The sequence below is a fragment of the Mesorhizobium sp. CNPSo 4689 genome (genome assembly GCF_057784325.1).
In genome coordinates this window covers 73,061-95,442 of the sequence record NZ_JBWLUZ010000011.1, presented here as the reverse complement: position 1 = coordinate 95,442, position 22,382 = coordinate 73,061, and the positions used below count along the sequence as shown (strand labels likewise).

The following is a 22,382-nucleotide window of genomic DNA, read 5'->3' as shown; positions in this document are numbered from 1 at the left end:
TAATGCTGCGATGACCCGCCCCTACGCGCCCGGCTATCGCATCCCGACCGACCTTCTGCTGAAGGCCTATGCGTCCGGCGTGTTTCCGATGGCCGAAAGCGCCAGCGACCCCGAAGTGTTCTGGGTGCGGCCGGAGACGCGCGGCATCATTCCGCTCGACGGCTTCCACACGCCGAAGAGCCTGAAGAAGACGATCCGCAAGCACCCGTTCGACATCCGCTTCGACTTCGATTTCGAGGCGACGATCGACGGCTGCGCCGAAAAGCGGGAGGAACGCCGCTCGACCTGGATCAACGCACCGATCCGTGAAGCCTATGTCGCGTTGCATCGGCTGGGCCATTGCCATTCGGTCGAGGCATGGCGCGAGGAGCGGCTGGTCGGCGGCCTCTACGGCGTCTCGCTGGGCCGCGTGTTCTTCGGCGAGAGCATGTTCGCCCGGGAGACGGACGCGTCCAAGACCTGCCTTTTCTATCTCGTCGAGCGGTTGAAGGCGCGCGGTTTCGCGCTGCTCGACACGCAATTCACCACCGAGCACCTCAAGCGCTTCGGCGCCGTCGACGTGCCGCGCGGCAAGTATGAAAAGATGCTGGCCGACGCACTGAAGGGCGAGGCGATCTTTTTTCCGTAACGGGCTGTTTCGTCAGCCTTTCGCAGGTTCCATCGGAGTCTGCGAATGGAACATCATCTTCCAGCCATCGCTGATGCACGTAGCCGGTGCTGACCAGTGCCGCATAGGCTTCACCGTTCTCCCTTGTGGCGTGGGCCTCATAGGTCAGCATGACGATATCGCTGCCCGGCTCGACCATGCCCTTCACGTCGATGTCGAGATCGCGCCAGCGGTTTGGCTTGCTGGCGGTTTTGGCGAGATCGGCGTTGCTGATCGCCTGCGCCATCTCAGGAAAGGCCACGAGGCATTCGGTATCGGCATTGGCGGCATAGTAGTCCGCGTCGCCGGTCCAAAACCCCTTTTCAAGGTCGAGCAATTCCTTCTTGCTGGCCGTCATCTGCTTGATTGCTGACATCGCAAGATCCTCCATGCGCAATGTTGCGCGGTCGCTCGTTGCCAACGTGTGGCAGGCGAAGCGGTTCCTCCCGGATCAATTGGTATTGGGGGGATCAGTTGGTGCTGTCGGCGTCCGGCTCGGTCGGCGCCGGAGCGGCGGCGGCCTTGGGCTTGGCCGTATCGACCTGTGGTGCACCGCTCTTGGCCGCGTCGGGTGGCGGTACGTCCGACTTCTGCTTGCAGGCCTTCAGCCAGACGTCATAGACGGCGTGCTCCACGGCGTTCAGGCCGGGGCTTTCGGCGAACATCCAGCCGGTGAAGATGCGGCGGATCTTGCGGTCGAGCGTGATCTCGTCGACCTCGACGAAGGAATCGGTCTTCGGCTCTTCGGTCTCCGGCCGCGAATAGCAGATGCGCGGCGTCACCTGCAGAGCGCCGAACTGCACCGTCTCGTCGATATAGACGTCGAAGGTGATGATGCGGCCGGTGATCTTGTCGATGCCGGCGAATTCGGCGACCGGATTGGTGATGCGCTCGGCCACGGCCGGCGCTGCAGGCGCTGCCGGCGTCTGCGCCGAGGCAAACGTCGTCGTGCAGGCGACAAGAGCGGCTGCCGTCAGTCCGGCCATCGAAATTCGGCTGAAGATGCTCATGCAGGGATACCGGAGGTTGCGCCCGGGTGATTCTTTCAATCGCCAAGGCTAGTCGCCTTTTTCAGATCAGCAAGCAGCTAAACGTCAATTGTGGCGACAAAGGACCGATCGGCGCGGTGATGGCCGATTACGAACCGGGCGTCCAGGCGTCGTAGTCGCCGGTCACTTGCGGGCGATGCTGGTTGGTCAGCACCGAACCCTTCGGCCTGTAGGCCGCGGCACTTCCGGTGAGGTTCGGCTGATGCGGCTTCTGCCACTCGCGCGGCCGGTACTCCTCGCTCGGCGGCGCGGTATCGACGCGGTGGTGGATCCAGCCGTGCCAGCCTGGCGGGATGGCCGAAGCTTCCGAATAGTCGCGATAGATGACCCAGCGGCGGGTGCGGCCTTCCGAATCGACACCGCCCTCGTAATAGACGTTGCCGGCCTCGTCCTGGCCGACCTGCTTGCCGTGACGCCAGGTGTGGAAGCGGGTTCCCAGTGTCTGGCTGTTCCACCAGGTGAAAAACTGCAGAAGGAAAGTTTTCATCCAGATCCTCGCGGCGGCAGCGGCGGCGCCTGTTTCCTGCTTATGGCGTCAGGCCTTCGCGAAGGCAAGGATTTTGCCGCGCGGGCGACGCAAATGGTCCGTGCGCTAAATCGATGCAGCAGCGCGGTTGGCGGAAGCCGGCTTGCCAAGCACTGCTTGTCTTTCTAAAGCTCGGCTCGCCCGGCAGCGGGCGTCCGGCCCGGTGCCGGCTGAGGGAGGTGAGGATTGGCCCCAGAAATGTCCGCCGATGTCCGGATCGGCCCTGACGACATTCGCCGCCGCAAGGGCGGCGTGCCGATCGTCTGCCTGACGGCCTATACCTACCCGGTAGCCCGCCTGCTCGACGACCATGTCGACCTGCTCCTGGTCGGCGACAGCGTCGCCATGGTGCTGCATGGCCACAAGACGACGCTCGGCGCCTCATTGGGAATGATGATCGCTCATGGGCAAGCCGTGATGCGCGGCTCGGCCAAAGCCTGCGTCGTCGTCGACATGCCGGCCGGCAGCTATGAGACCTCCACCGCCCAGGCCTTGGCCTCGGCACGACAGGTCGTCGACGAGACCGGCTGCCAGGCGGTCAAGCTGGAAGGCGGCATCGATGTCGCCGAACAGATCGCGGCAATTGTCGCGGCCGGCATTCCTGTCATGGGCCACATCGGCCTGCAGCCGCAATCGGTGGAAAAGGATGGCGGCTACAAGATCAAGGGTCGGACCGAGGAGAATGTGGCCGCGTTGTTTCGCGACGCCGAGGCGGTGGAAAGAGCCGGCGCGTTCTCTGTCGTCATCGAGGGCACGGTCGAGACCGTCGCCGCCGAACTCACACGGCGCCTCTCCATTCCAACCATCGGCATCGGCGCCAGCGCCGACTGCGACGGCCAGATCCTGGTCATCGACGACATGGTCGGGATGACCGTCGATCGGGTGCCGAAATTCGTCAAGGAATATGCCGCACTGCGCGGCGTGATCTCCGATGCGGCGGCACGCTATGCCGCCGAGGTGCGCAGCCGCACATTTCCCGGCCCCGACCACGTTTTTCCAGCTACGCCAAGCAAGGACAAGGCATGAGCCGACCAATCGTCGTCGACAGCGTTGCCACCTTGCGCGCGCAAATCCGCGCCTGGCGGCAGGACGGCCTGCGCATCGCCATGGTGCCGACCATGGGCGCGCTGCATGACGGCCATATCTCGCTGGTCAGGATCGCGCTCAAAAAGGCCGATCGTTGCCTCGTCTCGATCTTCGTCAATCCGACGCAGTTCGCCCCTACCGAAGACCTCGAAAAGTATCCGCGCCAGTTGGCCCACGATCTCGAGCGGCTGGCGGAAGCCGGTGCGCATCTGGCATTTACGCCTCATGTTATGGAGATGTACCCAGCCGGCTTCGCTACAAAAATCTCGGTCGGCGGCCCCTCCGCCGGTCTCGAATCGGACTTCAGGCCGACCTTCTTCGACGGCGTCGCCACGGTCGTGGCCAAGCTCTTCCTGCAAACCCTGCCCGACTATGCGATCTTCGGCGAAAAGGACTACCAGCAGCTTTGCGTCGTCAGGCAGCTTTGCCGCGACCTTGACCTGCCGGTCGAAATCATCGGTGCGCCGACGGTGCGCGACGCGCACGGTCTCGCCATGTCGTCGCGCAACGCCTATCTCGGCGAAGCCGAACTCGAGGTAGCGCGAAAACTCAACGCGATCCTGCGCCGGACAGCGAGTGCGCTGACGGGCAGCGCCGATGAAGCCGGCGCGACCGATGCGGCCGCCCGCGCCCTTGTCGAAGCGGGCTTCCAGCGGGTCGACTATGTCGCCGCGCGCGAAAGCCTGACGCTCGCTCCCTGGCGGCGCGGCCGCGATGGCCGCCTGCTCGCCGCCGCCTGGCTCGGCAAGACCAGGCTGATCGACAATGTGGAGATTCCCTCCGCGTAGTCCTGGAGCCTTCGCAATCAGCGCTTGCGGCCGTCCGTGCACCGTCGCGAAGCGCCTTGTTCCTCGCTCGGCACGTGCAGGCCGCAGGCGGACTATCCGATCGTCTTCTCGAAGATCAATGCCGGCAACCCCGACCGGCCGCCGCAATCGGCAGTCTTGCCGGTCGGCAAGAAACCATTCGAGCGGTAGAAGGCGATAGCCACAGTGTTAGCTTCCTCCACCTCGAGGCGCAGCGTATGCGCTTCGGGGAAGCTGACCTCGACCTCTTCCAGCAATGCCCGGCCGATCCCCTGCCGCTGGCAGGATGGATGCACGTAGAGCTGGTTCAGCAGGATGATCTTCGGCTCCGTGGTGGCAGCGGCGAAGGCCATGCCGCCGAGACGCTTGCCGTCATCGGCGACCAGGAATTCGGAGTTCGGCCGCGTCAGCCGCGTCCGGAGCGAAGCGATCGAGTGCCAATCGTCGGTGATTTCGGTGACCCGCTCGACGCCATAGATGGCGTCGTAGGTGGCATGCCAGGTTTCGACCAGCAAGGCCCGCACCGAGGCAAGATCGCGCTCGCTGGCGGTACGGACGAACATCGCCCTATTCGATTCCGAGCTTGGCCTTGACGAGGTCGTTGACGGCCTGCGGATTGGCCTTGCCACCGGTCGCCTTCATCACCTGGCCGACGAACCAGCCGGCCATGGTCGGCTTGGCCCGTGCCTGCTCGACCTTGTCCGGGTTGGCGGCGATGACGTCGTCCACGGCCTTCTCGATTGCGCCGGCGTCGGTCACCTGTTTCATGCCGCGGCTTTCGACCAGTTGGCGCGGATCGCCGCCCTCGTTCCAGACGATCTCGAACAGGTCCTTGGCGATCTTGCCGGAAATGGTGCCTTCCTTGATGAGATCGATGACCGCACCCAGCTGATCGGGCGAAACCGGAGCATTTTCAATATCTTTTCCGGCCTTGTTGAGAGCGCCGAGCAGGTCGTTGATGACCCAGTTGGCGGCGAGCTTGCCGTCGCGCCCCGAGGCCACCTTCTCGAAATAGTCGGCAATCGGCTTTTCCGACACCAGGATCGAGGCGTCGTAGGTCGATAGCCCCAGCGATGCGATCAGCCGCGCCTTTTTGTCGTCGGGCAGTTCCGGCAGGTCTTTCGCCAAGGCGTCGACATAGGCCTGGTCGAATTCCAGCGGCAAAAGGTCGGGATCCGGAAAATAGCGGTAGTCATGCGCTTCTTCCTTGGAGCGCATCGAGCGCGTCTCGCCCTTGTTGGGGTCGAACAGCCGCGTCTCCTGGTCGATCTTGCCGCCATCCTCGAGGATGGCGATCTGCCGGCGCGCCTCGTAGTCGATGGCCTGGCCGATGAACCGGATCGAGTTGACGTTCTTGATCTCGCAGCGCGTGCCGAATTCGCCGCCCGGCTTGCGCACCGAGACGTTGACGTCGGCGCGCATCGAACCCTCGTCCATGTTGCCGTCGCAGGTGCCGAGATAGCGCACGATGGTGCGCAGCTTGGTGACATAGGCTTTGGCCTCGTCGGCGGAGCGCATGTCAGGTTTGGAGACGATCTCCATAAGCGCCACGCCCGAGCGGTTGAGGTCGACATAGGACATGGTTGGATGCTGGTCATGCATCGACTTGCCGGCATCCTGCTCCAGATGCAGCCGCTCGATGCCGACCTCGATGTCCTCGAACTCGCCCTGCCGATCCGGACCGACCGAGACGATCACCTTGCCCTCACCGACGATCGGCTGCTTGAACTGCGAGATCTGGTAGCCCTGCGGCAGGTCCGGATAGAAGTAATTCTTCCGGTCGAAGACCGATTTGTGATTGATCTCGGCCTTCAGCCCAAGCCCGGTACGGATCGCCTGCTTGACGCATTCCTCGTTGATGACCGGCAGCATGCCCGGCATCGCCGCGTCGACCAGGCTGACATTGGCGTTGGGCGCCGCGCCGAACGCCGTCGAGGCGCCGGAAAACAGTTTTGCTTCCGAGGTCACCTGCGCATGCACCTCGAGGCCGATGATGATTTCCCAGTCGCCGGTGGCGCCGGGGATCAGGCGTTTGGCGTCGGGCGTGCGGGTATCGATGATGGTCATGGGAGCCTGCAATTGGAACTATGGAATATGCGCAAACGCATATTTTGATGTGCAACTTCGCTAGTGCAAACCGCCAAAAGAGACAAGCGCAAAGCCCGCAGGCTGGCCTTTTCAGCCGCTTTCGCCTATAGGCCACTCATCCCAATGGAGAGTGGATGTCCACTTACGCTCAGTCCCGGTAAGGCCCTGACCTCGTAGCGAGGCAGGGCAGAAAAACTGAAACCCCGTGCCGCGACATGCTCGCGGCGGCGGCTTTTTTGTTTTCCCGGGAACTCTCCGCATGGACATTTCGCGCAGCGCATGACCCCGAAAATCGGAAATCGATTTTCGGAAAGGATCATGCGCCAAATCAAAAGTGCCACAGCGTCCTTTGCGCGTCCAAGAGGACGCGCGGCGCTGTGGGACAGCGCATCCTGCACCTGCTCGCGCAGGGCGGGCGCATCGAAATCGAAAAGAACGAAAAGAAGCGGATCGCCTCCGTCAAATGCCTGACCCGCGACGGTTGGCATTATCCGGGCGTCGGTCTCGACCTGTTTCGAAAACTGAAACGGAAGAAGGCGGTTTCCTCGTCGGGCGGCGGCCCCTACCGCATCACTCGGCGCGGGCTCGAACTCGTCCGCGCCGAACTCGACAACAGGTAGCATAGGGCTCCGCCGGTCGGCTTCCGGCCGGCGGTTTCCCTTCACAGCTCAGGCGGTGGCGATATAGGCCCTGATTTCCTCGGCCTCGCGCTCGACATCCTCGATGCGCCGCTTGACCACGTCGCCGATCGACACGATGCCGTAGAGCAGGCCGTCTCTTTCCACCGGCAGATGACGGAAGCGGCCCTTGGTCATGATTTCCATGACCTCGTTGACGGTGTGGTTCTCGTTGCAGATCTTCACCTTGGGCGTCATCGCCGAGCGCACCGGGATTTCAAGTGCTGCCGCTCCTTCCCTGGCGATCACCCGTACGATGTCGCGTTCAGAAAGAATGCCGACGATCTTGTGATCGCCATTGGTGATGACCAGCGCGCCAATCCTGTGTTCGGTCAGGATACGAATAGCTTCGCTCAGCTTTTCGTTCGGCCCGAGCGTCAACACGTCATGGCCTTTCTTCTCGAGAATTGCCTTAACAGTCATGGCGTCCTCCTCAGCTTTTGCTTGCCGGTTCCTGCCCTGACCGGCATTCACGTTCCGGTGAACATCGTGCGCCGTGATTGGTTGCATTTCAAGTGCGGCGGTCATTGCTCGTCTGCGTGGACGTCCTGCTGGCGCCGATCGAAAAGGTGCACGCCGAAGAAGCCGGCGACAAAGCCGCCAGTATGGGCTTCCCAGGCGATCTGGCTGTCAACACCGGGTGCAAAGCCGATAAGGCCGGTGACGAGATTGATCACCATCCAGACGCCGAGAAAGGTCATGACGCCGCGCGAGCGCAGCACCTCCGCGATCGGCAGCGGCGCACCGGCAAAGGCGGCCTTGCCCGAAGAGCGGTCGATGCGGAACCCAAAGCGCGCCGCCGCCCCCATCATGCCTGAAATGGCGCCCGAAGCGCCGACCAGCGGCGCCTGGCCGAGCGGATGCACGGCCCAGAACAGCACCACCGCCGCCAGTCCGGTCGCGGCGAAGAACAGCGAGAACCAGAACGTGCCGAACCGGTTCGCCAGCGGCGAGCCGAAAGCCGCGAGCCACACCATGTTGATGGCCAGATGCGCGAAGCCGCCATGCAGGAAGGCATAGGTGAAGGGGCTGGTGAACGCGTAGACATCGAGATCGAACTGGCCGGAGTAGCGGATCGGCACGAAGGCGGTTCGCACCAGCAGGGCAAAATCCTGGTCGTCGGTGAGCCCGTAGACGCGGATCAGGTGGACGGCGACGCAGATGCCGATCACCGCCAGCACTACCGGCGGCAGGTTGAACACCGGCTCGCGGCGCGGCTCCGGGGCCTCATCCTGCTGTTCGGTTTCGGAAGGACTTGCCGGTTCACTCATTCACATTTGTTCCAGGGATTCGGATGTTGAGCATTTAGAGCAAAGCGGGTCTGAGCGGGAATTTTTCTCTCCGCCTCCGCCGGACGAGCGCTCCCTCTGGCGAGCGCCACGGGAACCCCCACTTCGCCATATGGCCGCGGGCAGCTTGTTTTCACGGCAGGCTTGAGCACCGCCAGGTTGCTCGATTGGCGACTACAATTGGCGCGATTTCGCCGCGTGTTCAAAAGAGGCTACCTGGAGCCCTAGCGCAACTCTCGCTTGACCGGTTTCGGCAAGATGTCGTCGACGACATTCGGCAATACTGTCTTGACCTCGGCGCTCTCGAGCATGGCGCCTATGGCGTCGGGATCTCCGCTCACGGATGCGGAGTTGGCCGAAGGACGGACCTTTCCCAATGTCACCGCGCCAGGCTTTCCGACGCTTTTTTCGGCCTGCTCGATCACGCGCGAAACGGTCTCGGGCAATGCTGCGCCGGCGACGTCGTCGTTGAAGAAAACCTGCGCACTCACCGGCTTGCCGGAGCGCGCCTGGCGCTCAAGCTCGTCTTTGATGGCCGCCGGGCTCCATTCCTGAGATGTCTTTTCATCGGCCATGTCGCAAGCCTCCGGTTTCCCTGCGGCAATATATAGGCCCGATCTTGCAAATGACAGGCGGCAGGTTTCGGCTTCGACGGCCTGGGTCCGAAATTCGCAGCCCTTTCGGGATGATGCGAATTTCGGATGCCACACTGCAGCACCGCGCATCCATTTGGGACGCGCAAAGGACTAGATTCTGGCAGCAGCAACTTTCTTGCCCGTCGATTTGGTCGCGCGTCTGGTGACCGGCTTTGCTTTCGAGACCTTCCGCCGCGAAGCCACTGCGACTGCCGGGCCTTTCACTGGCAAAGGCGAACCCGTCAGCAACTGGAAGGCGCGCCGCACGTCGGGCAGCCCGCGGTTGCCGCGTGCCTTCAGCATGCCCGCCGGCAATGTGCAGGAGCCGATGATCGCCTGCTCGATCTGGTCGATGCTCGCTGCCGGCTTTGCCTGCTTGAGCAGCACCGCCAGCCCCGCGACATGCGGCGTCGCCATGGACGTGCCGTCCATTTCGGCAAACTTTCCGCCTGGGATGCAGGAGAGGATCCCGACCCCAGGCGCCACCAGATCGGGCACCAGCGGATCCGCCGGCCGGTCGAATTTCTGACCGCTCGAGAACGACGCCACCGCGTCCGCCTGATCCATCGCCCCGACGGAAAGGACATTTTCATAATTGCCCGGGGAACGGCTGGTCAGCGGCCCTTCATTGCCGACCGCGAAAACCGGCAGCACGCCGCCAGCACGCAGCGCATTGATGATCTGCTGGAATGCGGGCGTAAAGCCCCGCAAGCCCAGCGACATGCTGAGAATGGGACACTTCTTTTCGATAATCCAATCCATCCCGGACAAAATCCGGTCGATCACCTGGCCGCCTTCGATCACCATGGCGCTGGCGATCTGCGCTCCCGGCGCAACGCCGAAGGCACCCTTCTCTCCCGCCCGTCCGACTATGGTGCCGGCCGTGTGGGTGCCGTGCTCGTCGCTGTCATGCGGCTTGGCGTCGGGGACCTTGTCGCCTGCCAGGTCGAACTCGGCGAAATCGAAGATGGCGCCCTTGAGCGATGGATGGTCGCCGTCGATGCCCGTATCGAGATGGCCAACGACGACACCCTTGCCGTCGAACCCGGCATTCCACATATCCTCCACGCCCAGCCGGCGCAGCCCCCAGCTCACCGTTTTCCTGGGCCGTGCCGGCCTGATGCTCGTCGGCCGGATGAGGCTCAATTCCGGCGCCTTGACGATGCTTCCCGCAGTCGGACTCGTCTCGAGGGCAGCCATGCCGGCTGCATCGACAAAGCCCGTGGCGAAGCCCAGATGAGGATAGACGCGCATGCGGCGCGTCGCCGGATCCACGGCCCGCCGGAAACTGCGGCTGGCGGAAGCTCGGGCGTCGAGCGCCAGGCTTTCCTGCTGTGCTTCGCTGGGGACGATAAAGTGATCCTGCAATTGCGCTTCAGCGTCGCGAGACGCTGAACTGTCGACGCCGCCTCGCGCCGCCGCAGCAAGACCGGCCCCGAGCCCAACCGGGGTCAGCGTTACGATGACCTTCGCGTAGCCGACCGACGCGATGGTTTCTGCGATGTCCTGATTGGCCATGATGTCCTCCCGTCTATGGTTTCAAGCTGCGTTGCACTGCTGCCCATGCGCCGACGCCATCCATGGCGGACCGGGTCGAAACCGGCCGCCCTGCCGAAGCAGATGCCGGGGACCGTGGTCGACGATTGTTTTGTGGAGGCGCCCACTTATTTCGATTTTGAAAATTCGGCGGCATTGCAAACATATTCGATGCTTGTCTTGCTTCGATGCTTGTCCTGCGCCATCGGCCATCTTAGTTTGTCGATCCCTCATGCTATGTGAAATTACTCACTTAGGAAAATATTTATCGAAGCAACGGTGACCCCACTTGTACATCAATGCTTTGGGGACATAACGTCGGGCAAATAATTCATCGGCCATGTTTGAGGGAGGCGATCATGCAGTACATGCGTAAGAACGTCTGGGAACTCGGCAATGACTGGGCCGCGCCGATCCTGTGGTACGCACGAGGCGTTGCAGCGATGAAGTCGCGAGCGCTCGCCAAGCGACGAGCTGGCGTTTCTATGGTGCCATCCACGGGATCGACCGGTCGCTCTGGAAACAGCTCGGTTATCTGAGTTCGTCCGACCCGCTGCCCAGCAGCGCCAACATCAAGCGTTTCTGGCAGCAGTGCCAGCACGGCAGCTGGTATTTCCTGCCATGGCATCGCGGCTATGCCGCAAGCTGGATGGTTGCGGGCGCCGTGCTGCTGTCCTTGGCCTTCGCGGTGCGGCTGACCGCTCCGGCATCTTGGCTGCCGCTCACGGCAGCGGCAATGCTCGCCCTTGTTTGGCAGATTTCACCCGCCAAGCAGATTTGTCTCAATCGATGCCACGTCCGGCCGGAGCTGGCCGCGTTCGGGCCGGCGGCCGATCTCGACGCGATCCATTTCGGCGCGACGCACGGCGCCCTTGCTGGTTCCGTATGGGCATATCGCCGCCATGGCCGCGGTCGCGCTGTGGCTTTTCGCCGAGCGTCTCGACCGGCCGATGACAGCGCGCTGGAGCTGGCGCGGCCCGGGCAAGGCCATCCGCATTGCGGTTGCGCAAATGGGGATGCGACCGCCGCGCAGCTAGAGCAATTCCAGGAAAGTGCGTAGCGGTTTTCCGTCCGGAATTGCATCAAAACAAAAGGATAGAGCGGTTCTGCGTTTCCGTGAAACGGTGAATCGCTCTAGCAGATCGCACGGCGGCGAATCGCCGGAACGAATCATCCGGCGCGAATCAAAAAAGAAGCCGTTCAAGGTCCCCCCTTGAACGGCTGGTCGAGTCCCCTGCTCCCCTGAACTCTTGACTGAAGTGCTGCCGATCGTTGCGAAACGACCGTTTTTGGAGTGGTTTTGGTGTGCCACAGCCGCCGCCGGACAGCAATGTAAACCACTTGTTAACCTTAACGTCCCCGACCCGTGAACAAGTGTTAACGATGCTGGCACGCATCCTGCAACGCAACGCATGTAGTCATCGGAGGGCGCCCTGTCTGTTCGCCGATGGGACATGAAAAGACAGATTGCGCGGAAGAGCACAAAATGAACCAGAACGGATCGATCACGCTGTTCCATTATTGGAACCGGCTGCGTGATGGGCGCTCCGCCCCGAAGCGTTCGGAAGTGGAGCCCGCCGATATCAAATCGCTGCTTGCCGACACGTTCATCCTCGAAAGGGATACGCGCGGCGAAGCGGTGTTCCGGCTTGCCGGCACCAGGCTTTGCGCCGGATATGGCCGTGAACTCAAGGGGTTCTCCTTTCCCTCCCTGTGGCGCGAGAAGGACCAGCGGCTCGTCGCGCGGCTGGTTCACGGCGTCTTCGACCAGAAGTCGGTGGTGCTCATCACCTATGAGGGTTTTAGCCGCAACGGCCGTTCCAACAAATTCGAACTGCTTGCCCTGCCGCTCGACGGCGGCGTCGAGAATCCGCGCTGCCTGGGCGTCATCAGCGCCGCCGAAAGGCCGTTCTGGCTAGGTGCCGATCCGATCACCGATGCGCTGATCGATTCGATCCGCGTCGTCGATCCGGACAAGGAGCCGATGTTCCTGAAGAACCGGCCGGCGATCAGCGTTCCCTCGCTTGTCCCCTCCGAATACGACCCGCCCGAAACGATTTCGGCGCTCGGCCGCGCGCGTCGCATCCGCCATCTCGTGGTGTTCGACGGCGGGCGTGGGGAATAGTTCAAATCTGAAGTCTTATCTTAAGGCTGACGGCGGACTTTTCTTCTTTGTTAACCTGCATGGCTGTACTTTTCCGGGTGAAATTCCTCGCATCGACGCGCGGGAATGCCAACGGGGTGTAGGCAGTCATGAGGTCAGCGGCGGTCGACTACGCGCCGTCCCGCGCCGTCCCGCGCCGTCCCGCGCCGAAAGGCGTAACTTTCAGCGCGTCCGGGTCAAGATCTATGGGCGCTTCATGCTGGAAGACCGCACCGAGCACCCGTGCCAGGTGATCGACATGTCGCCTGGTAATGTCGCGTTGCGTGCCGAGCGCATCGGCATGCCCGGCGAAAAAGTCATCGCCTATATCGACCACATCGGCCGCATCGAAGGCGTCGTCACCCGCACCTCGCAGGACGGCTTCGCCATGACCGTCATTGCCTCGGAGCGCAAGAAGGACAAGCTCGCCGCGCAGCTGACCTGGCTCGCTAACAAGCATGAGCTCGACCTTCCGGAAGACCGCCGCCACGAGCGCGTCGCGCCGCGCAATCCGATGAGCGTGCTCCAGCTTACCGACGGACGCCAGTACCAGTGCCGCATCATCGACCTGTCGCTGTCGGGCGCGGCGATCGAGATCGACGTCAAGCCGGCCATCGGCATCCAGGTCATGCTGGGCACGATGCGCGGCCAGGTGGTGCGTCACTTCGAGGATGGCGTCGCCGTCGAATTCGCCGTCATCCAGCGCCCGGAAACCCTGGACTCCGAATTCAACGCGCCGCGCTCCTGACGAGCGGTAGTCCGCCAGACGATTGAACCGGCCCATTGCGGCCGGTTTTTTTGTTGTTCTCACTGACGCCCGCGACCAAAATGACCCACGCTGAGACACGGGTTGCATACCGCCAAAAACCGGCTCCGAAGAAGGTCCAAGCAATTTTAGATCAAACTAATTCAAATTTTATGTTTATTCTATTGGCGTTTTACTCAATGTCTACTTCGCGTTTTTGCGTCAAATAAATCCGCCTGTGACAAGGTCTCCTCAAACGGGGAGACTAAAACAATGAAGAAGACGAGGGGCGAGCTGTTGCTCATGGCAATGGCGATGCAGCTTTCCGCTTTGGCTACAGCCTATGCAGGGCCGGTTTTCATGCACACGGGCGGCCGCACCACCCAGCCGGTCGGCCACTACGAATTCTGCCAGAAGCTTCAAGGAGAATGCACCGAAAGGACGCCGAAGCAGGCACCGATCGAACTGACCCGCAAGCTCTGGGCGAAGATCGTCAGCATCAACAATTCGGTCAACACCAGGATCACGCCGCGCACCGACATGGAAATGTGGGGCAAGGAAGAGGTCTGGTCCTATCCCGACAGCGGCTTTGGCGATTGCGAGGACTATGCGCTGGAAAAGCGCCGCGAGCTGATGAACATCGGCGTCCCGGCCGGCGACCTCCTGATGACGGTGGCGCGCCAGCCGAACGGCGACGGCCACGCGGTGCTCACCGTGCGCACCAGCCTCGGCGAGTTCATCCTCGACAATCTGCAGCTCAAGGTGCTGGCCTGGACCGACACCGACTACACCTACCTGAAGCGCCAATCGACGGAGAATTCGGGCGTTTGGGTGACGATCAACGATGGCCGCGAGGACGCGGTCGCCAGCGTCCGCTGAGGACGCCAATGCATGTCGCCCAAAAGTGCGCAGCGGTTTTGGGATAACGACAAGCATAGAGCAAGAGGTTAAGCGCATCGCATGAATGCGACGCGCCTAGGGAGAAAACCCGGTCGAGTCCCCACCCTCCCCGTCCCCAACGACCGGGTTTTAGGAGCCGGCCCCGTCCCCGGGCCGGCTCCGCCATTTCTGGAGTAAGCTGTTGAAATTCTGACCGAAGATACGGTTTCAATAGCTCAGATTTCTGTTTGCGGCCCGCCTCTGCTACAACAGCAAGTAGCGCGAACCGGGTCCGGCCGTGGTTTCTCCGGCCAGAGTTCGAAATCCGAGAGTGCGCCAGCCGCGAGAAGTCCTGCATGCCGACCGAACCCCGATCACCGCGCTTGGCGGTGCTTATCGACGCTGATAACGCTTCCGCCAAGATTGTCGACGGCCTGTTCGAGGAGATCGCCAAGATCGGCGAGGCCAGCGTCCGCCGCATCTATGGTGACTTCGCAAATGCCCGGTCGAAGGGATGGGCTGACGTTTTGTCGAAGCACGCGATCATTCCGCAGCAGCAGTTTGCTTACACCACTGGGAAGAACGCTTCCGATATCACACTCGTGATCGACGCGATGGACCTGCTTCACAGTGGTCGCTTCGACGGCTTCTGTCTGGTCTCTTCCGACAGTGACTTCACCCGGCTTGCCGCCCGCATACGTGAACAAGGCGTTGATGTGTTCGGGTTTGGGGAGCAGAAAACCCCGGAGAGTTTCCGGCAGGCATGTCGCCGTTTCGTCTATACCGAAAACCTTCTCCGCAGCGCTGAGGATAGTCAGGATGCTGCGCCGGCTAGAAAGCCACTTGAGGTGCCGAGCGCCGCGACGCCCATACTGCGGAAGGTCATCGGCCAGATGGAAAGCGAAGATGGCTGGGTGCTTCTAGGCACCTTCGGCAAGCAGCTTTTAAACCTCTTCTCCGACTTCGACCCTCGCACCTACGGCTTCAGCAAACTTAGCGACCTGGTGAGGAATACAGCCGCATTCGATATTGAAAATCCCAAAGGTGGGGCCATGCGAATACGGATCAAAGCTGCAGCGAAAAAAGGGAAAAGCAAATCCGAGTGACGCCGTCATGCTGGAAATCCCGGAAGACCGATGCGAGCGCCACAGGCTGTTCAAGGCCATCGACGATGCCTTCAAGGCCGGTGACTTCGAGGGCCTTGGCAAGGCCCTCGGCGGCTCGTCGCGCTGGTACGACGAGGCGATGCCATTCGAGCTCGGCCTCGGCCATCCGCTGGAATATGCGATCTACTGGAGCTCATCTCCCTTCATCTCGACCTTGCTCGATGCGGGTTCGAATCCGAACTACGGGGACCACGCCGGATTTCCTTCGATCATCGCGGCACTGTCCACCGAGCGGACGGACAAGCTCGAAATCATCCGCATCCTGATCGACCACGGCGCGGATCCTGATATGCGGGGCGTCAACGACTGGACACCGCTCCACTATGCGGTGGCCATTCGCGACGCCGAAGCGATCCGCCTGCTTCTGGCGGCGGGCGCCGATCCGTCGCTCAAAACCCGCATCGATGACTATACGACAGCCCTAGCGGAAGCCGATGCGGCCGGCTTCGAAGCCGGCGCTTCATTGCTGCGTGATCCGATGCGCAGGCGCGGTTCCGATTGATGCTCGATCGTGGTGCGCAACCATAGTGGAAGAGCCGAAGACCTATCCGGATTTTACCTCAGGCCTTCTTCAGCCCTGCCTTGAACCGCTTGCCGTTGGCGACATAGTGTGCGGCCGAGCCGCGCAACCTGGCGATCGCTGCTTCGTCCAGTTCCCTCACCACCTTCGCGGGCGAGCCGACGATCAGCGAATTGTCGGGGAACTCCTTGCCTTCTGTCACCAGGGCGCCGGCGCCGACCAGCGAATTCCTGCCGACCCTCGCGCCATTGAGCACGATTGCGCCCATGCCGATCAGGCTGTTGTCGCCGATCGTGCAGCCATGCAGCAGCGCGCGGTGGCCGATCGTGCAGCCCTCGCCGATGGTCAGCGGAAAGCCCGGATCGGTGTGCATTACCGTATGTTCCTGCACATTGGTCTCGGCGCCTATGACGATCGGCTCATTGTCGCCCCGGATGACGACGCCGAACCAGAAGCCGGCGTTGCGGCCGACCTTGATGTCGCCGATCAGCGTCGCGTCCGGCGCGATCCAGTTGCTGTCGGCGTCCTCGAAGCTGGGGGCTTTGCCATCGATCGCATAGGCCGGCATCTCGTCTCCGATTCGTCTCAAGCCACGTAGTCGATCGAGACTAGAGCAATTCCAGGAAAAGTGCCTAGCGGGCCAGCCCACGACGCAATGGCGATCAGCACGACGCCCAGCGCCAACGCCCAGGCGACGGCCGTGCAGCCGCAGGAGATCAGCGCCAAGGTCGAGATGCGGCCTTGCCTGCGGGCGTTCAAAGCATCGTTGACGAGCATGAACGGCCCGGCGCAAGCCGTCGCGGCCAGCGAGCGCAGGACATGCGTCGGTGAGACATAGGGTTCGGCAAAGGCAAGCCGGCGACCCGACATCAGCTCCATCGCCGATCCGGCCAGGCCGCATGCGGTCAGGCCGACCGCAAAAGCAAACAGAACGAGCTCCACGGGGCCCATCTTTACCTCCCGTTTACCATGAAACCGCACAGTCGGTTTCGAAACGGGCGCTGCAAGAGCCATGCCGCGCCATGTGTGCCGCCCCAGGACACCTGCGGGAGTTACGGGCGACGACATCGGGGATTGCGATGAAGCAGGCAGCGGCCGCTAACGGTCCGGAATTCGACATCGTCGATTCCACGCTGATGAAGCGGGTGTTCTATATCTTCGCGGCGCTGGCGCTGGTGTCGGTGGTGATCAGCCTGGGCGGCAAATGGCTTGGCCGCTCGATCGCCATGGCCGGCTACACCGACGACACGACGATCCATGAGGTGGTGATCGGCAACAATGTCATCGCCGTGCCGGCAAACATGATCCGGTTCGAGCAGGCGCGGCGCGACGGCATCGCTTCGCGGCTCGACCTCTATCTGCGTTATCCCGAGATGGACGGCTACAGCGCCGCCGCCCGCGACGACTTCAATCACACCGGATCGAGCAGGGACATCGTCTTCCTGTCGTTCGAGCAACAGATGATGTCGCGCGACATGAGCGGCCGCTTCACCCCGATCTACAGCGCCTTGATCGCCCAGCCGGGCATAGCAGGACCAGGCGGCACGACGCTTTATCGCTTCACCGAAAAATCAGGCTACCTCAACGAGCTGCTTGCGGTCGCCAACCGCCCAGGCAAGGACCCGTTCGTCGCGCGTTGCCTGAGCGGACCGACTGCCGAGGAATCGCTGGCGCCCTGCGAGCGCGACATCCATGTCGGCGACGGCCTCAGCCTCACCTATCGCTTTCCGCGGGAGTTTCTCGGCGACTGGCAGGCGCTTGATGCCGCGATTGCCGCCCAGACCGCGCATGCGCTGAAGACAGTGCGCTAAAGCCCTTCGTTGCCTATTCACAAATGCAAACGGCTGTCCGGGCCGCATCGCTGCAGCACCGGCCAGCCGCGAATTCAGGCTCAGGCCAGATCGATGTCGAGGATCGCCATCGAGAAATTGTAGTCGCCGTCATCCTCGTCCTTGAAGACGATGCCGAGGAATTCGTCGCCGACATAGACCTCGGCCGAATCCTCCTTGCGCGGACGTGCCTTCACCTGGAGCTTGGGATTTTGGAAGACACGCTTGAAATAGGCGTCCAGTTTTCTGATTTCGTCCGGCTTCAAAAGTCTTCTCCGAAATGTCGGGCTTGTTCGTTGGAACGCGCTTCTGACACGCAGACGATGGCGATGTAAAGGCAAGCCGTAGGGATATGACGCGGGAACTGAGCGGCCGAAGCAGGCACCCGGAATCCGGCTGCCCACTCGGACGCGAAAATCAGATGTCGAAGCTGACGACGTGGTCCATCGTCTGCGACGGCAGAAGCTGGTCCATCTGCCGCGAAGGCTGGTCGCAACCGGTCTCGCCGACGACGCGCGCCGGCACGCCGGCAACCGTCTTGTTGTGCGGCACTGGCGACAGCACCACCGAACCGGCCGCGATCTTCGAGCAATGGCCGACTTCGATGTTGCCGAGAATCTTGGCGCCGGCGCCGATGAGCACGCCACGGCGGATCTTCGGATGACGGTCGCCGCCGGCCTTGCCGGTACCGCCGAGCGTCACGCCGTGCAGGATCGACACGTCGTCCTCGATCACCGCGGTCTCGCCGACGACGAGGCCTGTGGCATGATCGATGAAGATGCCCTTGCCGATGCGGGCGGCCGGATTGATGTCGGTCTGGAACACCGAGGACGAGCGGCTCTGCAGATAGAGCGCGAAATCCCTGCGGCCCTGGTTCCACAGCCAATGCGCCAGCCTATGGGTCTGGATGGCATGAAAACCCTTGAAATAGAGCACCGGCATGATGAAGCGGTCGCAGGCCGGATCGCGATCGTAATAGGCCTGGATGTCGACGCGCACCGTCGTCGGCCAGTCCTTGTCGTCGGCCAGCATCGATTTGAAGGTCTGGCGAATGAGGTCTGAGCCGACGTCCTGATGGTCGAGGCGCTCGGCCAACCGGTGGATGACCGCTTCCTCCAGGCTTTCCTGATTGAGGATGGTGGAATAGAGGAACGCCGCCAGCAGCGGATCGCGGTTGACCGCTTCCATCGCCTCATCGCGGATCGAGCGCCAGATCGGATCGACCGGCTGCACCACACTGGGACGGGCAATTGTAATGCTGTTCATCGACGGTCTCCGGCCTGCCGGCTATTCTCCGGCCGCACATATAAGCCAGATCGTAGCAGGATTGAACTCAATTTTCCTTAGTGCTCTGTCAAATGGATTTGGTTCATGGAAAATCAAGCAGCCATGGAAAACGAACCCTTGATCGACGAGCCGTTGAAACGCGCGCTTTCCGCGCTCTATCAGGCGCTGGATCGGCACTACCACAACCTCGCCCATATCGAGGCGATGCTGGCGCTGGCCAGGCACTATCGCGCTTCGCTGCACGACCCTGGGGCCGTCGAAGCAGCGATCTGGTTCCACGACGCAATCTATGACAGCCGGACCAAGGACAACGAGGCCAGGAGTGCAGCGCTTGCCGAGGAAAAACTCGCCGGCCGCACCGATCCGGAACGTCTTGGCCGTGTCGCCACGATGATCGTCGCGACCGCCACGCACGAACTGCCCAGCCTTCAAAGGCTTGGCGACGAGCACTCCATCCGCGACGCGGCGTTGTTCCTCGACATGGACCTTTCGATCCTCGGTGCCGCACCGGAGGCGTTCGACGCCTATGAACAGGCGGTCCGCCGCGAATATGGCTGGGTCGAGGAACCGATGTGGCGAGCCGGTCGCAGCGCGATGCTGAAGACGTTCCTCGCCCGCCCGCATGTCTATCACAGCGAGGAATTCCGGCAGCGGTTCGAACCGCAAGCCCGGCGCAACATTGCGCGATCGATCGCGGCGCTCGAACCCTAATCCGGAAACGTCTCCATGCGTTGCGCATAGGGTTTGAAGCCGGCGCGCCTGTACACCTCTTGCGCTCCGGGATGGTCGTAAGTGTCGGTGTGCAGCCACAGCCTTTCGGGCCGATGCGACCAGGCGGCGCGAAGCGATCGGTCGAGCAGGAACGGACCGAGTTTGCGGCCTTGAAATCTGGGGATGAGCCCGAAATAGGTCAGCTCGACGTCCGCCTGGCCGACGCCGTTGAATTCGCACAGACCGGCGGCCTCGCCATCCACACGCAGGATATGCGTCGATGCAAGCGCGAGCAGTCGCTCGAGCTCGCCTGAACCCATGCGCAGCCGCTGGTCCCACTGCACGGGCTCACCGACGGCGCGGTAGAGGCTGACATAGCCGTCGATATCGAGCGTTTCGTGCGCGACCATCGCACCCGGCGCGGGAGCCGCAAAGGCGTCGCCGGACGGCGGCACGATCATCTCCATATAGGTGACGAGAAGGTCGACCATGGCAATTCGGGTTCGAGGCTGAAGGGTACGGCACCGGATGACATCGGGGCCGCCGCTGCTTCAAAGGGGGTTTTCGGCGTAAAACTCCAGCACGCGCTGTTTGAAGCTCTTGTCGCCGACCGCCAGCATATGGTCGCGGGCCTCGATGTGAAAAGCCCTGGCGTTCGGCATCAGCGCCGCCAGTTCGTCCGGTGAACCGCCAATGTCGTCCTTCGTTCCGACGGCGACCAGGGTCGGCTGGGCAATGCGCGCCATGTCGTCCTCGCTGAGCAATTCGCGTGACGTGGCGATGCAGGCGGCCAGTGCGCGGCGGTCGCTGCGCGTCTGGTCGGCGAAGGCGCGGAACGAGCGGCCACGCGGATGGGTCGTGGCATCGGGATCGTCCGCAAGCAATGCTGCGGCGATCGGATCCCAGTCGCCGACGCCGTCGACCATGCCGATGCCGAGCCCCCCGAACACCAGCGTCGCCACCTTGTCCGGCTCGGACAAGGCGAGGAAAGCCGAAATGCGCGCGCCCATCGAATAGCCCATCACATGCGCGCGCTCGATGCCGAGATGGTCGAGCAGCGCTGCCCCGTCCGAGGCCATTTTTGCGGGCGTATAATCGGCCTCGTTGTAGCTCTTCGACGACGAACCGTGACCGCGATTGTCGAAAGCGATGGCGCGGTAGCCGGCATCGTTCAGCGTCTTGAACCAGCCGGGCGACACCCAGTTGACATAATGGCTGGAGGCAAAGCCGTGGACCATCAGCACCGGATCGCCATGGCCCGACGCCGGCTGGCGATCGAGGAACGCAAGATCGAGGCCGTCATGGGAAAGAAACTGCATCGGCAATCCGAAATGCTCAGTTGGAATCGATGTTCGGCGTGTCGCCCTTGTCCGCCGGCGGCATCGCGGACCCGGGTTCGGTGCCGATTGCCGGGTGGCGCAGCAGGTCGCCATACGCGATGCCGTCCTTGGCGGCGGTGCCCGCCTTGAGTTCGAGCACGAAGCGCACCGGCAGACCGGACGAGATGACCGCCTCGGATTCCGGTTCGCCTCGCTTGATCGAGCGGACCTTGCCGTCCTGGCCGACAAAGATCAGGTCAAGCGGCATCGGTGTGTCCTTCATCCAGAAGGTCAGCGGCCCCGAACTCTCGAACACGAACAGCATGCCGTGGTCGTCGGCCATGTCCTTGCGGAACATCAGGCCGGCCTCGCGCTCGTCGGACGCATCGGCGATTTCAATGGAAAAGGAACGCTCGCCCGACTTCGTCACCGCGACCAGCGGCGTCGGATCGACGGGCAGGATCATTGCCTGGCCGTCCGCCGCAGTCGGCTGCTGCGAATAGAAATAAGCACTCGCTGCCGCGGCGAAAGCCAAGGCGGCGCACATCGCGCACGCTGTCAGCCAGTTCCTGGGAGCCATACATTTTCCTCGGCCGGAATTCGTCCCGGGCCATAATCCAGAACTTCGGTTCGGAAAAGGTGATGGTCAAGTAAAAGATAGACCCCCATCCCGATTCAACCGAGATGGATCAGGCTCCAAGGTGTGTTGAGATTCAGGTCAGGCCGAGCAGCCATTTGCAGGCCGGCTGAATATCAACACGCCTCAGTGCGAGACCGGCAACGTGCCCACATCGGGGTGGATTTCGGCGGCCATAAGGCCCTTGTCGCCGCGGCCGAAGCGGACCAGAACGACCTGACCGGGCCTGAGCTCGGTAATGCCGTAGCGGCGCAACGTCTCCATATGGACGAAAATGTCCTCAGTACCCTCGCCGCGGGTCAGGAAGCCGAATCCCTTGGTGCGGTTGAACCACTTCACCAGCGCCCGTTCGAGGCCGCTTTCGGGCGTCACCGTGATGTGGGTGCGCTGCTCCTGCATCTCCGCAGGATGGACGGCCGTGCTGGCATCCATGGACAGCACCCGGAAAGCCTGCAGGCCGCGCTCGCCCTGCTTGACGAGGCAGACGACGCGCGCGCCTTCCAGAGCGGTCTGGAACCCGTCCTTTCGAAGGCATGTCACATGGAGGAGGATGTCGCCGGATACACCATCGTCCGGAAGAATGAACCCGTAGCCCTTGGCCACGTCAAACCACTTGATGGCACCGGCGATTTCGACAAGATCGGCGGTGTCGCCGCCGCTGTCTCGCGTCAAGGCGTCGTCAAGGCTTCCGTCCCGCCCCGTGAAAGAGGCCTTTTCCCCCATAAGAACGCCCCCTTTTTTCAAGAACACCACAACTGATTCTTGACATCAGATTAACACCGGGGATTCCGGTCTGTGCAAGGCCTGA

28 protein-coding genes and 1 pseudogene are annotated in these 22,382 nt (G+C 62.4%); 12 read left to right on the top strand and 17 right to left on the bottom strand.

Annotation, left to right across the window (positions count from 1 at the left end; translation table 11 throughout):
* Positions 1-10: 10 nt before the first annotated feature.
* Positions 11-628: a leucyl/phenylalanyl-tRNA--protein transferase gene (gene aat, locus AC04SI_RS17245; RefSeq protein WP_404279269.1), complete on the top strand. Its 618-nt coding sequence runs from the start codon at positions 11-13 to the stop codon at positions 626-628.
* 12 nt (positions 629-640) lie between these two features.
* Here the strand turns inward: aat and AC04SI_RS17240 are convergent.
* The 3 genes and pseudogenes from AC04SI_RS17240 to AC04SI_RS17230 form a co-directional block, all read right to left on the bottom strand.
* Positions 641-1,022: pseudogene (locus AC04SI_RS17240) on the bottom strand (hypothetical protein).
* Between the two features lie 94 nt (positions 1,023-1,116).
* Positions 1,117-1,656 carry a DUF2155 domain-containing protein gene (locus AC04SI_RS17235; protein ID WP_404279265.1) on the bottom strand — a complete coding sequence of 180 codons (540 nt, stop codon included), beginning with the start codon at positions 1,654-1,656 and terminating at the stop codon, positions 1,117-1,119.
* A gap of 127 nt (positions 1,657-1,783) precedes the next feature.
* Entirely contained in the window at positions 1,784-2,182 is a 399-nt protein-coding gene (locus AC04SI_RS17230; protein ID WP_006200827.1) for an NADH:ubiquinone oxidoreductase subunit NDUFA12, read from the bottom strand.
* Between the two features lie 237 nt (positions 2,183-2,419).
* Between AC04SI_RS17230 and panB the strand changes: the two genes are divergently transcribed.
* Positions 2,420-3,247, top strand: coding sequence for a 3-methyl-2-oxobutanoate hydroxymethyltransferase (panB, locus tag AC04SI_RS17225; protein WP_404279263.1), 828 nt, complete (start codon positions 2,420-2,422; stop codon positions 3,245-3,247).
* Positions 3,244-4,095: a pantoate--beta-alanine ligase gene (gene panC / locus AC04SI_RS17220; RefSeq protein ID WP_404279261.1), complete on the top strand. Its 852-nt coding sequence runs from the start codon at positions 3,244-3,246 to the stop codon at positions 4,093-4,095. Before panB ends, panC begins: the two co-directional genes overlap by 4 nt.
* Positions 4,096-4,187: 92 nt before the next feature.
* Here panC and AC04SI_RS17215 read toward each other — a convergent pair whose 3' ends face one another.
* Together AC04SI_RS17215 and gatB are read right to left on the bottom strand one after the other, a co-directional pair.
* Entirely contained in the window at positions 4,188-4,676 is a 489-nt protein-coding gene (locus AC04SI_RS17215) for a GNAT family N-acetyltransferase (protein ID WP_404279259.1), read from the bottom strand.
* A 4-nt stretch (positions 4,677-4,680) separates the two neighbouring features.
* Positions 4,681-6,180 carry an Asp-tRNA(Asn)/Glu-tRNA(Gln) amidotransferase subunit GatB gene (gatB, locus tag AC04SI_RS17210; protein WP_404279257.1) on the bottom strand — a complete coding sequence of 500 codons (1,500 nt, stop codon included), beginning with the start codon at positions 6,178-6,180 and terminating at the stop codon, positions 4,681-4,683.
* A 398-nt stretch (positions 6,181-6,578) separates the two neighbouring features.
* Here gatB and AC04SI_RS17205 point away from each other — a divergent pair, with 398 nt between their 5' ends.
* Complete coding sequence (locus tag AC04SI_RS17205) at positions 6,579-6,821, top strand: YjhX family toxin (RefSeq protein WP_404279396.1); 243 nt, start codon at positions 6,579-6,581, stop codon at positions 6,819-6,821.
* Between the two features lie 48 nt (positions 6,822-6,869).
* On the opposite strand, the gene AC04SI_RS17200 is transcribed toward AC04SI_RS17205, so the two are convergent.
* The 4 genes from AC04SI_RS17200 to AC04SI_RS17185 all read right to left on the bottom strand — a co-directional run bounded on the left by AC04SI_RS17200 (position 6,870) and on the right by AC04SI_RS17185 (position 10,320).
* On the bottom strand, positions 6,870-7,301 hold the full coding sequence (locus AC04SI_RS17200; protein WP_006200834.1) for a CBS domain-containing protein: 432 nt from the start codon (positions 7,299-7,301) through the stop codon (positions 6,870-6,872).
* 101 nt (positions 7,302-7,402) lie between these two features.
* The gene (locus tag AC04SI_RS17195) at positions 7,403-8,149 is read right to left on the bottom strand and encodes a rhomboid family intramembrane serine protease (RefSeq protein ID WP_404279255.1); all 747 of its coding nucleotides are present in this window, start codon (positions 8,147-8,149) and stop codon (positions 7,403-7,405) included.
* A gap of 242 nt (positions 8,150-8,391) precedes the next feature.
* The gene (locus tag AC04SI_RS17190; protein WP_488474533.1) at positions 8,392-8,877 is read right to left on the bottom strand and encodes a hypothetical protein; all 486 of its coding nucleotides are present in this window, start codon (positions 8,875-8,877) and stop codon (positions 8,392-8,394) included.
* Positions 8,878-8,913: 36 nt separating this feature from the next.
* On the bottom strand, positions 8,914-10,320 hold the full coding sequence (locus tag AC04SI_RS17185) for a S8 family peptidase (protein ID WP_404279251.1): 1,407 nt from the start codon (positions 10,318-10,320) through the stop codon (positions 8,914-8,916).
* Positions 10,321-10,756: 436 nt separating this feature from the next.
* On the opposite strand from AC04SI_RS17185, the gene AC04SI_RS17180 reads away from it, so the two are divergent.
* The 6 genes from AC04SI_RS17180 (at position 10,757) to AC04SI_RS17155 (ending at position 15,773) form a co-directional block, all read left to right on the top strand.
* Positions 10,757-11,398: a copper chaperone gene (locus AC04SI_RS17180; RefSeq protein ID WP_404279249.1), complete on the top strand. Its 642-nt coding sequence runs from the start codon at positions 10,757-10,759 to the stop codon at positions 11,396-11,398.
* Positions 11,399-11,824: 426 nt separating this feature from the next.
* Positions 11,825-12,463, top strand: coding sequence for a PAS domain-containing protein (locus tag AC04SI_RS17175; protein WP_404279247.1), 639 nt, complete (start codon positions 11,825-11,827; stop codon positions 12,461-12,463).
* A gap of 235 nt (positions 12,464-12,698) precedes the next feature.
* Positions 12,699-13,229 carry a PilZ domain-containing protein gene (locus AC04SI_RS17170; RefSeq protein ID WP_488474532.1) on the top strand — a complete coding sequence of 177 codons (531 nt, stop codon included), beginning with the start codon at positions 12,699-12,701 and terminating at the stop codon, positions 13,227-13,229.
* Between the two features lie 270 nt (positions 13,230-13,499).
* Entirely contained in the window at positions 13,500-14,105 is a 606-nt protein-coding gene (locus tag AC04SI_RS17165; protein ID WP_404279245.1) for a transglutaminase-like cysteine peptidase, read from the top strand.
* Positions 14,106-14,461: 356 nt separating this feature from the next.
* Complete coding sequence (locus tag AC04SI_RS17160) at positions 14,462-15,211, top strand: NYN domain-containing protein (RefSeq protein WP_404279243.1); 750 nt, start codon at positions 14,462-14,464, stop codon at positions 15,209-15,211.
* 7 nt (positions 15,212-15,218) lie between these two features.
* Positions 15,219-15,773, top strand: coding sequence for an ankyrin repeat domain-containing protein (locus tag AC04SI_RS17155; protein ID WP_404279241.1), 555 nt, complete (start codon positions 15,219-15,221; stop codon positions 15,771-15,773).
* 58 nt (positions 15,774-15,831) lie between these two features.
* Here the strand turns inward: AC04SI_RS17155 and AC04SI_RS17150 are convergent, their stop codons facing one another.
* Both AC04SI_RS17150 and AC04SI_RS17145 read right to left on the bottom strand, forming a co-directional pair.
* On the bottom strand, positions 15,832-16,359 hold the full coding sequence (locus AC04SI_RS17150) for a gamma carbonic anhydrase family protein (protein ID WP_404279239.1): 528 nt from the start codon (positions 16,357-16,359) through the stop codon (positions 15,832-15,834).
* Positions 16,360-16,376: 17 nt separating this feature from the next.
* A complete protein-coding gene (locus AC04SI_RS17145) occupies positions 16,377-16,742 on the bottom strand; it encodes a DUF6949 family protein (protein WP_404279237.1) in 366 nt (121 codons plus the stop codon).
* 128 nt (positions 16,743-16,870) lie between these two features.
* Between AC04SI_RS17145 and AC04SI_RS17140 the strand changes: the two genes are divergently transcribed.
* Complete coding sequence (locus tag AC04SI_RS17140; RefSeq protein ID WP_404279235.1) at positions 16,871-17,602, top strand: hypothetical protein; 732 nt, start codon at positions 16,871-16,873, stop codon at positions 17,600-17,602.
* 80 nt (positions 17,603-17,682) lie between these two features.
* Here AC04SI_RS17140 and AC04SI_RS17135 read toward each other — a convergent pair whose 3' ends face one another.
* Entirely contained in the window at positions 17,683-17,886 is a 204-nt protein-coding gene (locus tag AC04SI_RS17135; RefSeq protein WP_027166457.1) for a DUF3126 family protein, read from the bottom strand.
* Between the two features lie 151 nt (positions 17,887-18,037).
* Positions 18,038-18,886, bottom strand: coding sequence for a serine O-acetyltransferase (gene cysE, locus AC04SI_RS17130; protein WP_006200853.1), 849 nt, complete (start codon positions 18,884-18,886; stop codon positions 18,038-18,040).
* Positions 18,887-19,009: 123 nt separating this feature from the next.
* Between cysE and AC04SI_RS17125 the strand changes: the two genes are divergently transcribed.
* Positions 19,010-19,618, top strand: coding sequence for an HD domain-containing protein (locus AC04SI_RS17125; protein ID WP_404279394.1), 609 nt, complete (start codon positions 19,010-19,012; stop codon positions 19,616-19,618).
* Here AC04SI_RS17125 and AC04SI_RS17120 read toward each other — a convergent pair.
* The 4 genes from AC04SI_RS17120 to AC04SI_RS17105 form a co-directional block, all read right to left on the bottom strand.
* Positions 19,615-20,109, bottom strand: coding sequence for a GNAT family N-acetyltransferase (locus AC04SI_RS17120; protein WP_404279231.1), 495 nt, complete (start codon positions 20,107-20,109; stop codon positions 19,615-19,617). The genes AC04SI_RS17125 and AC04SI_RS17120 overlap by 4 nt on opposite strands.
* 60 nt (positions 20,110-20,169) lie before the next feature.
* Positions 20,170-20,937 carry an alpha/beta fold hydrolase gene (locus AC04SI_RS17115; RefSeq protein WP_404279229.1) on the bottom strand — a complete coding sequence of 256 codons (768 nt, stop codon included), beginning with the start codon at positions 20,935-20,937 and terminating at the stop codon, positions 20,170-20,172.
* Positions 20,938-20,953: 16 nt separating this feature from the next.
* A complete protein-coding gene (locus AC04SI_RS17110) occupies positions 20,954-21,517 on the bottom strand; it encodes a DUF192 domain-containing protein (protein ID WP_488474531.1) in 564 nt (187 codons plus the stop codon).
* A 183-nt stretch (positions 21,518-21,700) separates the two neighbouring features.
* Positions 21,701-22,297: a cold-shock protein gene (locus AC04SI_RS17105; RefSeq protein ID WP_006200859.1), complete on the bottom strand. Its 597-nt coding sequence runs from the start codon at positions 22,295-22,297 to the stop codon at positions 21,701-21,703.
* Between the last annotated feature and the right edge of the window lie 85 nt (positions 22,298-22,382).

Bases quoted from the DNA above. Each gene is read 5' to 3' on its own strand.
- cysE (WP_006200853.1), bottom strand. From the start codon at position 18,886: ATGAACAGCATTACAATTGCCCGTCCCAGTGTGGTGCAGCCGGTCGAT.
- AC04SI_RS17215 (WP_404279259.1), bottom strand. From the start codon at position 4,676: ATGTTCGTCCGTACCGCCAGCGAGCGCGATCTTGCCTCGGTGCGGGCC.
- AC04SI_RS17235 (WP_404279265.1), bottom strand. From the start codon at position 1,656: ATGAGCATCTTCAGCCGAATTTCGATGGCCGGACTGACGGCAGCCGCT.
- AC04SI_RS17145 (WP_404279237.1), bottom strand. From the start codon at position 16,742: ATGGGCCCCGTGGAGCTCGTTCTGTTTGCTTTTGCGGTCGGCCTGACC.
- AC04SI_RS17165 (WP_404279245.1), top strand. From the start codon at position 13,500: ATGAAGAAGACGAGGGGCGAGCTGTTGCTCATGGCAATGGCGATGCAG.
- AC04SI_RS17170 (WP_488474532.1), top strand. From the start codon at position 12,699: ATGCTGGAAGACCGCACCGAGCACCCGTGCCAGGTGATCGACATGTCG.
- AC04SI_RS17200 (WP_006200834.1), bottom strand. From the start codon at position 7,301: ATGACTGTTAAGGCAATTCTCGAGAAGAAAGGCCATGACGTGTTGACG.
- AC04SI_RS17175 (WP_404279247.1), top strand. From the start codon at position 11,825: ATGAACCAGAACGGATCGATCACGCTGTTCCATTATTGGAACCGGCTG.
- gatB (WP_404279257.1), bottom strand. From the start codon at position 6,180: ATGACCATCATCGATACCCGCACGCCCGACGCCAAACGCCTGATCCCC.
- AC04SI_RS17230 (WP_006200827.1), bottom strand. From the start codon at position 2,182: ATGAAAACTTTCCTTCTGCAGTTTTTCACCTGGTGGAACAGCCAGACA.
- panC (WP_404279261.1), top strand. From the start codon at position 3,244: ATGAGCCGACCAATCGTCGTCGACAGCGTTGCCACCTTGCGCGCGCAA.
- AC04SI_RS17105 (WP_006200859.1), bottom strand. From the start codon at position 22,297: ATGGGGGAAAAGGCCTCTTTCACGGGGCGGGACGGAAGCCTTGACGAC.
- aat (WP_404279269.1), top strand. From the start codon at position 11: ATGACCCGCCCCTACGCGCCCGGCTATCGCATCCCGACCGACCTTCTG.
- AC04SI_RS17125 (WP_404279394.1), top strand. From the start codon at position 19,010: ATGGAAAACGAACCCTTGATCGACGAGCCGTTGAAACGCGCGCTTTCC.
- panB (WP_404279263.1), top strand. From the start codon at position 2,420: ATGTCCGCCGATGTCCGGATCGGCCCTGACGACATTCGCCGCCGCAAG.
- AC04SI_RS17155 (WP_404279241.1), top strand. From the start codon at position 15,219: ATGCTGGAAATCCCGGAAGACCGATGCGAGCGCCACAGGCTGTTCAAG.
- AC04SI_RS17115 (WP_404279229.1), bottom strand. From the start codon at position 20,937: ATGCAGTTTCTTTCCCATGACGGCCTCGATCTTGCGTTCCTCGATCGC.
- AC04SI_RS17140 (WP_404279235.1), top strand. From the start codon at position 16,871: ATGAAGCAGGCAGCGGCCGCTAACGGTCCGGAATTCGACATCGTCGAT.
- AC04SI_RS17160 (WP_404279243.1), top strand. From the start codon at position 14,462: ATGCCGACCGAACCCCGATCACCGCGCTTGGCGGTGCTTATCGACGCT.
- AC04SI_RS17195 (WP_404279255.1), bottom strand. From the start codon at position 8,149: ATGAGTGAACCGGCAAGTCCTTCCGAAACCGAACAGCAGGATGAGGCC.
- AC04SI_RS17150 (WP_404279239.1), bottom strand. From the start codon at position 16,359: ATGCCGGCCTATGCGATCGATGGCAAAGCCCCCAGCTTCGAGGACGCC.
- AC04SI_RS17120 (WP_404279231.1), bottom strand. From the start codon at position 20,109: ATGGTCGACCTTCTCGTCACCTATATGGAGATGATCGTGCCGCCGTCC.
- AC04SI_RS17110 (WP_488474531.1), bottom strand. From the start codon at position 21,517: ATGGCTCCCAGGAACTGGCTGACAGCGTGCGCGATGTGCGCCGCCTTG.
- AC04SI_RS17185 (WP_404279251.1), bottom strand. From the start codon at position 10,320: ATGGCCAATCAGGACATCGCAGAAACCATCGCGTCGGTCGGCTACGCG.